8 protein-coding genes and 1 pseudogene are annotated in these 7,675 nt (G+C 64.3%); 7 read left to right on the top strand and 2 right to left on the bottom strand.

Annotated features, from left to right (window positions below; all coding sequences use genetic code 11):
* The 3 genes and pseudogenes from CH273_RS28090 to CH273_RS04600 all read left to right on the top strand — a co-directional run.
* Nucleotides 1-151: pseudogene (locus CH273_RS28090) on the top strand (acyl-ACP desaturase); the annotation flags it as partial.
* Nucleotides 152-230: 79 nt separating this feature from the next.
* Nucleotides 231-935 (top strand): M50 family metallopeptidase, encoded by a 705-nt coding sequence (locus CH273_RS04605; protein ID WP_032396733.1) that lies wholly within the window; start codon nucleotides 231-233, stop codon nucleotides 933-935.
* A gap of 20 nt (nucleotides 936-955) precedes the next feature.
* Complete coding sequence (locus tag CH273_RS04600; RefSeq protein ID WP_082322581.1) at nucleotides 956-1,918, top strand: SMI1/KNR4 family protein; 963 nt, start codon at nucleotides 956-958, stop codon at nucleotides 1,916-1,918.
* A gap of 150 nt (nucleotides 1,919-2,068) precedes the next feature.
* Here CH273_RS04600 and CH273_RS04595 read toward each other — a convergent pair whose 3' ends face one another.
* Nucleotides 2,069-2,539: a YdeI/OmpD-associated family protein gene (locus CH273_RS04595; protein WP_032396731.1), complete on the bottom strand. Its 471-nt coding sequence runs from the start codon at nucleotides 2,537-2,539 to the stop codon at nucleotides 2,069-2,071.
* A gap of 119 nt (nucleotides 2,540-2,658) precedes the next feature.
* Between CH273_RS04595 and CH273_RS04590 the strand changes: the two genes are divergently transcribed.
* Nucleotides 2,659-3,261 carry a YdeI/OmpD-associated family protein gene (locus CH273_RS04590; protein WP_032396730.1) on the top strand — a complete coding sequence of 201 codons (603 nt, stop codon included), beginning with the start codon at nucleotides 2,659-2,661 and terminating at the stop codon, nucleotides 3,259-3,261.
* Nucleotides 3,262-3,319: 58 nt separating this feature from the next.
* Here the strand turns inward: CH273_RS04590 and CH273_RS04585 are convergent, their stop codons facing one another.
* Entirely contained in the window at nucleotides 3,320-4,723 is a 1,404-nt protein-coding gene (locus CH273_RS04585; protein WP_032396729.1) for a GntP family permease, read from the bottom strand.
* A 228-nt stretch (nucleotides 4,724-4,951) separates the two neighbouring features.
* Here CH273_RS04585 and CH273_RS04580 point away from each other — a divergent pair, with 228 nt between their 5' ends.
* From CH273_RS04580 to CH273_RS04570, 3 genes are all read left to right on the top strand, one after another.
* Nucleotides 4,952-5,818 carry a lysophospholipid acyltransferase family protein gene (locus CH273_RS04580; RefSeq protein ID WP_230596977.1) on the top strand — a complete coding sequence of 289 codons (867 nt, stop codon included), beginning with the start codon at nucleotides 4,952-4,954 and terminating at the stop codon, nucleotides 5,816-5,818.
* Between the two features lie 96 nt (nucleotides 5,819-5,914).
* A complete protein-coding gene (locus CH273_RS04575) occupies nucleotides 5,915-6,910 on the top strand; it encodes an ATP-binding cassette domain-containing protein (protein WP_032396728.1) in 996 nt (331 codons plus the stop codon).
* On the top strand, nucleotides 6,907-7,662 hold the full coding sequence (locus CH273_RS04570) for an ABC transporter permease (RefSeq protein WP_032396727.1): 756 nt from the start codon (nucleotides 6,907-6,909) through the stop codon (nucleotides 7,660-7,662). Before CH273_RS04575 ends, CH273_RS04570 begins: the two co-directional genes overlap by 4 nt.
* Nucleotides 7,663-7,675 lie beyond the last annotated feature (13 nt).

The following is a 7,675-nucleotide window of genomic DNA, read 5'->3' as shown; positions in this document are numbered from 1 at the left end:
GCGCAACGACTTCACCGGCCGCGGCGAGAACAAGCGCGAGGAACTCGCCGCGTTCCTCGAAGACCTCGAGCGTCAGGCCACCAAGTTCGAGGAGATGCGTGATCGCTCCTTCGCCCGCGAACGTGCGAAGGCCGAGTCGCGCGCGTCGTAGTGCCTGCGGCAGTGGTGCGGTTATGTGCCCTCAGCGGCACATAACCATGCCACTGCGGCGAAGCCGCATACACTTGGGTGTGAACGAATTCTGGGACCGCATCTCCGCGGTGAGTCCTGATCCACCGGTGTGGATCGTCCAAGTTGCTGCTGTGATTGCACTCGTCATCGTCGTGTTGCCGCAGACGTGGCGGATCGCGCGCAACGTGGTGACCATCGCGCACGAGGGCGCGCATCTGTTCGTCGCACTGATCACCGGTCGTCAGCTGATGGGCCTGCGCTTGCATTCGGACACCTCGGGCGTCGCGATCTCCAAGGGCAAGCCGACCGGCCTCGGCGTCATCGCCATGACCTTCGCGGGCTACGTGGGGCCGTCGCTACTCGGTCTCGGTGCCGCGTTCGTGCTCGGGACTCAGCATGCGTCCGCGGTGCTGTGGATCGGTATCGTCTCGATCGCGTTGATGCTGTTGATGATTCGCAACATCTACGGACTGCTCTCCCTGGTCACGGTCGGGGCCGCCCTGTTCGTCGTGTCCTGGTGGGGCACCGGAGAGCAACAGGTCGCCGCGGCGTACTTCATCACGTTCTTCCTGCTGATCGCCGGTCCGCGTCCCGTGCTCGAACTGCAGAAATCGCGCAGCGCAGGACGGGCGCGGGACTCCGACGCCGATCAGCTGGCTCGATTGACCTTCCTACCCGGCATCGTCTGGGTCGGGCTGTTCCTGCTCGTCACCGTCGGCTCATTGGCATTGGGCGCGTGGCGAATACTTATGCCGGTGCAGTGATGCTCGTCTAGGTTCGAGTCGTGAACCTCACCGAGGTATGGACGGCATACATGGCGACGCTTCGTGAACGCGCACCCGTCACCGCTGCGTCGATTCGGCCGCCAAGGTCTGTGAGTGAGCGCGAGGCCGCTGAACGCGCGACGACGCCGTGGACGGAGGAGTTGCGCGAGTTCTACGGGTTGCACGACGGGCAGCACGAAACCTACGGCGAGGAGTATGTGCCGGCCGGATCCGTATTGCCGGACTTCACTCTGTACTCGCTCGACCGAGCGGTGGATCGGCACAGGTTCAGTCTCGAAAATCCGCATCCGATCGACGATCTGGGTGACGACTGGCCGGCCGAAGTCCTTGCCCAGGAGGCAGGTGAGACGGCGGAGATGTTCGTCCCGGCGTATGTTCCGTTCGCCGAAGACGGTTCGGGCGGAACACTTTACATCGACACACGCCCGGGTGACCGGCGAGGTTGTATTCGCAGCTTCTCATACGACTCCGCTGACCAGGGTGCGCCATGGTTCGACTCGTTGGCCGAATTCATTGCAGCGTTGCACCGCAGCGTCGAGACGGGATCGGCGATCTACGACGACGTGACGCCCTCGTTCGTGGACGGCGTGCTCGAATGGGGCGACCCCGCGTTCTCGGAGGGGTCGATGGCCTACGCCACTACTCTTCCCGTCGTTCGAGTACCATTCCCGCTCATCGATTTTCGGCCATCCCAGCTATCGGACGACGACGATCTGATCGATCTGGACCACGTGCGCCGCACCGTCATCTATACCGCTCGGAGGCTGCACCCGAGTGCCGTGGTCGAGGACGCCCGAGCGGTCTATCGTCAGGTGCCGCGCCTGCGGGGTGCGAACATGAATTGGTGGGTGTGGATGGATGGAGCGGAAACGGTCTTCACAGCAATCGTCACCGGAGAGGGACACGACGTCATCGTCCTCGAGCTTCCGCCAGGGGGATGCGTGCTCGAGGCCGACGAGTGAACTGAACAGCACGGGCATTTGCTTGCGCGTCCTCCGCACCTGTGTACGACGGTCAGGGTCCGCAATCGGCACGAAACGGCGGTCGCACGTGCTCGACCATCCGCCTGCTGTAACGACTGCGGTGGACCCTAATCCACAGCTGGGACCCGTCTACGAACTGTCGGTCAGCAGCTTCACAAGTCGGGCGACTCGGGCCGCTCGGGTCTGCTCGCGCGCCGCGTTGTCGATCGGCATCAACAACTGACGTCGCTCGCTCGGCCGCTTCCGCTCCCACGCGGATGTGCAGTGTGCCGCCTCCATCGCTTCCGCGACGTCCTTCGGAACCGGCACCAGATCGGGGTCGGCCGGCTCGAACTCGCACGAGACCAGATCACCGGGGCGAATGCCCAACCGGCGTTGAAGACCTACACCCATGTAGACGAAGGACCCGGGCATCACATTCGAATCTGCCTTGTTGAGACCGAGATTGAGACTCGAGCCCTCGATCGAACCGTCGATCCGGCGAGTCGGCCACCGTTCCGCCGCCTCGACCAAACGAGTCGGTACACGAATGATCGTGTACGTGTTCTTACCCCACGTCATCGGCTCGAGCACTCCGCCGAACCGGATGCGGTCACTCACCGATGCCTCGCGCCGTCGACACAACACCGAAGGGAATGTCGCCCACGATCGCAGCATAATCGAGTGCAAAGTCTTCGAGCCGGTGACGGACCTTCGAGACAGTGAGGGAAGGGGTACGCATGGCCGTCATGGACGACGCACCGAGAGTGCATGCCGAGACACGTGCGCAGTGGCGGACATGGCTGACCGAACATCACGCGACGGTGCAATCTGCGTGGCTGGTGTCGTGGAAGAAGGCCACCGGAAAGCCGGCGATCAGCTACGACGACGCCGTGTCGGAAGCCCTTGCGGTGGGGTGGGTCGACAGTCGACCCCGCAAGCTCGACGACGAGCGAACCATGTTGTATTTCTCGCCCCGGAAACCCGCGAGCGCGTGGTCCCGTCCGAACAAGATTCGCGTCGAAGCCCTCCGTGAAGCAGGTCTGATGCTGCCGGCGGGGGAGCGCGCCGTCGAGGCTGCCGTGGCCAACGGATCGTGGACCGTACTCGACGAAGTCGAGGATCTGATCGTTCCCGACGACCTTGCGGCTGCATTCTCCGAATACGTTGATGCGGAGAACAATTGGAACCGATTCCCTCCGTCCGCACGTCGCGGCATTCTGGAGTGGATCGCCACAGCCAAGCGGCCGGAGACCCGCGCCGCTCGAGTGCACGAGACTGCGCGGCTCGCATCGATCGGCGAACGCGCAGCTCGTTGGCAACCCAAGCGCGATCGACAGTGACGGAGCGCGCCACCGATGAGTGGGCCGAGTGTCGATCATCGGGTCACGTCTCGCCCCGCTAGAACACCACCCACAGCAGCGACGCGAGTGCGAAGATCGCCAATCCGAGCGTGGTTTCCATGACTGTCCAGGTCTTGAGGGTCGTCTTCTCGTCCATGCCGAAGAAGCGGCTGACGAGCCAGAAGCCGGAGTCGTTTACGTGAGAGAGGACGGTTGCCCCGGCGGCCAGTGCGAACACCAACAGTGCGATCTTGAAGTTGCTCAGATCCAGCTCGGCCACCTGCACCGAGATCAGCCCAGCGGTGGTGGTCAGTGCCACGGTCGCCGAACCCTGCGCGACGCGTAGTGCGGTGGCGATCAGGAAGGCCTGCAGCAGAATCGGCAACCCGATGTCGGACAACGAGGCGGTGAGGGACTGCCCGATGCCACTGGCGCGCAGTACTCCACCGAACATGCCGCCGGCACCGGTGATCAGGATGATCGAGCAGATGGGTCCGAGAGCCTGGTCCATGTACTTGGCACCGTCGGCCACCGGGAAGCGTCCCGGCGCGAGGATGAACAGTGCCAGCAGCAGGGTGATGAGCAGTGCTATCGGGGTCTGGCCGATGAGTGTCAGCGCCGCGGCCCAGGTCTCGTCCCCGGTCAGTACGCCCGAAGTGGTCAGTGTGTTGACCACGGTATTGAGCGAGATCAGCACCAGCGGCGTCAGCAGGATGAACAGCACCGCACCGAACTTCGGGGCGGGGTCTCGGAGGCCGGCCATTTCCTTGTCGTGTTCGTCGGTGTCGGCTGCGCCGTCGGAGAAGAGGTCGGCGGGCAGGGTGTGGAACCGCTTACCGAGCTGCGTGCCGACGAGGTAGGAGCCGACGAACCAGGAGACGACGGCGACGGGGACGCCGACCAGCAGTACCGATCCGATGTCGCCGCCGAGAAGTTCGGTGGCTGCGACGGGACCGGGGTGCGGGGGAACGATGGCGTGCATCGCGGCGAAAGCGCCTGCCGTCGGGAGGGCGTACAGCAGCACGGATCCACCGAAGCGTCTGGCGACGGTGAAGATGATCGGCAGGAAGACGACCAGGCCGGCGTCGAAGAAGATGGGGAAGCCGAAGATGAGTGCGGCGACACCCAGGGCGAGCGGTGCGCGCTTGGCGCCGAATCGGTTGATCAGGGTGTCGGCCAATACCTGTGCGCCACCGGTGATTTCGAGCAGTCTGCCGACCATCACACCCAAGGCGACGAGTAGGGCAACAGATCCGAGTGTGGAACTGAAGCCCGAGAGCAGGGCCGACGGCACGTCCGCCAGCGGAATTCCCGCCGCGACAGCGGTGACCGCGCTGACCAGGACGAGTGAGACGAAGGCGTGCAGCTTCACCTTCATGATGAGGAACAGCAAGATTGCTACAGCTGCGGCTGCGATCAGCAGCAAGACAGTCGTTCCGTATGCCGGTTCGATCGGATCCATGGGGGTTACCTCGTTCGTTCGGCTCGAATTTCGACCATATCGGACAGTCTGCAAGCCGCGTGGGGTTACGAGCTCCGGTCGTCGGTCGACTCGGGTGCTGTGGAGTACGGTGCGAGTATGAGTGATGGGGATCACGTAACGGGTGGGGACGGCGCCGGAGATTCGACGGGGGAACCGACGAAGGAACAGCTGCGCGAGCAAGCGCAGCGGTACGCCGCCGCTGCGCGGATGAAGATGAAGGAGCGACGGGCGAACTCGTCCGGTGGTCTCGGAGCCGTTGTTGCCGAACGTGCAGGCGGCTGGGACCTCGACGACCAGAACACCGTCGCGATGGACCGTCAGCAGCGGCTGTGGAACGGGGTGATGGATCGGTACTTCCGAATGGAGATCGACGGTTGGGAGACCATCCCCGAGTCGCCGGTGCTGGTCGTGGGGGTGCACTCGGGTGCGCCGTTCGTGTGGGACGCGTGGACGGTCGGCGCGCAATGGTGGCGACACTTCGGCGAGAAGCGGATTCTGCACGGCACCGCGCACGATGCACTGATGGCGTTTCCGTTGATCGGCAAAGTCTTTCGATCCATGGGCGTGCTGCCCGCAGCACCGGACTCGATGTCGACGGCGTTGGCCGAGGGCCGGGACGTCATCGTGTGGCCGGGTGGTGAGGTCGATTCGTTGCGGCCCTGGAGCAAGCGAGACGAGGCGACGCTGGGCGGCCGAACCGGCTTCATCAAGCTCGCCATCCGGACGGGTGTACCCATCGTGCCGGTGGCGACCGTGGGTGGGGCCGACGCGATGCCGGTGCTCATCCGCGGTGACAAGCTGGCGAAGGTGCTCAAGCTGGACAAGATCGCACGGTTGAAGGTGTTCCCGATCGCGATCTCTCTTCCGTGGATCATCGCGCCCGCCGCGCTGCCGCAGATTCCGTTGCCCGCGAAGATTCGTACGCGTTTCATGCCGCCGGTGGAACTGGACCACGATCCGGCTCGATGCGAGGACGAGGCGTACGTCGACGCCAAGTACGACGAGGTACGTGCGAGCATCCAGTCCGGGATGGACGCCCTCGCCAGCAAGCGAAAGTTTCCCGTCTTCGGTTGATTTCTCGTCGGCCCGGCAACACGGACCGAACCTGACCGCGATCGTTTCTAGCCTCTCCGTCGTAGGGATTCACCGCTACGACGAGGGGCGTCACACATGATCGAAACATCGGGACTGACCAAGACTTTCCGGCAAGGCAAGAAGACCGTGGAGGCGGTGCGCGGCATCGATCTGGCGATCGGTGAGGGAGAACTGGTGGCGCTGCTCGGACCCAATGGGGCCGGCAAGTCGACCACGCTGCGCATGCTGACCACCCTGCTGTCACCGACTCCGGGCTCGGCGCGAATCGCCGGATTCGACGTGACGAAGGATCGAGATCGCGTCCGGCGCAGCCTCGGCTACGTGGGGCAGGGCAACGGCGCGGGCCACAATCAACGCGTCCGCGACGAGCTCGTCGTGCAGGGCCTGTGCTATTGCATGACACGTCCCCGATCACGCAGTCGCGCAGACGAATTGATCGAGGCGCTCGAGCTCGGCGAGCTCGCTGCCCGTACGGTCTCGACCCTTTCCGGCGGGCAGCGTCGCCGGCTCGACATCGCACTGGGTCTGGTGCATCGACCGCCCCTGTTGTTCCTCGACGAGCCGACCACCGGAATGGATCCGCAGAGCCGAGCGAACCTGTGGGACCACATTCTCCGGCTCAGACGCGAGATGGGTACCACCATCGTGCTCACCACGCACTATCTCGACGAGGCCGATTCCATGGCCGAGCGGGTGATCGTCGTCGACCGCGGCACCGTCATCGCCGATGACACCGCCACGGCGCTCAAGTGCGAACTGGCAGGGGACCTCGTGGTCCTCACCGTGTCCGACGCGTCGGCGCTGGCTGCGTTGATCGGCGGTGTGGCCGGAGTCAGAGACGTGACTGTTGCGGGTTCGCGGTTGAACATCCGAGTCGAGCGCGCCGAGGTGGTTCTGCCGCAGATAGTGCGTCTGAGTCAATCCCACGGTATCGAAGTACTGACCGCCGACATGACGCGGCCGACCCTCGACGACGTGTTCCTCGGTCTCACCGGGCGCAGCCTTCGCGAGAGCGCTGCGGCGGCCACGCCTTCACTCGAAAGCGCCGGCACGGCAGGAGAACTCCGATGAACGTACTCTCCGGAAGCACGTTGGTGATGGGCCGCGAACTGCGGCCGATGGTTCGCGATCCGTTCACCGTCATCTTCAGTCTCGTCCAACCGCTGATTCTCCTGGCATTGTTCGGCCCGCTGCTCACCGATGTTCCAGGTCTCGGGGCCGGAAGTGTGTGGGACTGGTTCGTTCCCGGTGTGCTTGCAATGATCACCATCTTCGGAACGTCCATGACGGGCTCGAATCTGTTGGCCGAATTGCAGCAGGGGTCTCACGAACGAATGTTGGTGACACCGTTGCCGCGATCGGCGCTGCTGGTCGGGCGCGCGTTCAAGGAAATGGTGCCGCTGGCCGCTCAGGCCGTGCTGATCGTTCTGGTGGCATTGCCGCTCGGCCTGTCCGTGAATCCGATCGGTGCCGCCGTCGGAATCGTGCTGCTCGGTGTGTTCGGCGTCGGACTCGGCGCACTGTCCTATGCATTGGCTTTGGCTGTGCGCGGACAGGATTGGGTGTTCTGGTCCATCCAGCAGACACTGATGTTCCCGCTGCTCATACTGTCGGGCACGATGCTGCCACTGACGGCCGCACCGGGGTGGATGCAGTTCCTGGTCGACATCAACCCTCTCGGATATCTCGTGGACGCCGAACGTGCTCTGTTCGCCGGCGACTTCGCGAGTTCGACGGTGACGGCAGGTGTCGTCGCGGCCGCGGCCACTGCGGTGGTCGGACTTGCCGTCGGGATCCGGGCTATGGGTTCGAGGCGGGTGTGAGGCTAAGCTCGCG

This window comes from Rhodococcus sp. 05-339-2 (assembly GCF_002258965.1).
In the GTDB taxonomy this organism is placed as follows: Bacteria; Actinomycetota; Actinomycetes; order Mycobacteriales; family Mycobacteriaceae; genus Rhodococcoides.
The sequence above is the reverse complement of the archived record's forward strand: the minus strand, read 5'-3'. Positions and strand labels throughout refer to the sequence as shown.

Excerpts from the sequence above, each read along its gene's own strand:
- CH273_RS04570 (WP_032396727.1), top strand. The coding sequence starts at position 6,907 with ATGAACGTACTCTCCGGAAGCACGTTGGTGATGGGCCGCGAACTGCGG.
- CH273_RS04575 (WP_032396728.1), top strand. The coding sequence starts at position 5,915 with ATGATCGAAACATCGGGACTGACCAAGACTTTCCGGCAAGGCAAGAAG.
- CH273_RS04585 (WP_032396729.1), bottom strand. The coding sequence starts at position 4,723 with ATGGATCCGATCGAACCGGCATACGGAACGACTGTCTTGCTGCTGATC.
- CH273_RS04590 (WP_032396730.1), top strand. The coding sequence starts at position 2,659 with ATGGCCGTCATGGACGACGCACCGAGAGTGCATGCCGAGACACGTGCG.
- CH273_RS04580 (WP_230596977.1), top strand. The coding sequence starts at position 4,952 with ATGAAGATGAAGGAGCGACGGGCGAACTCGTCCGGTGGTCTCGGAGCC.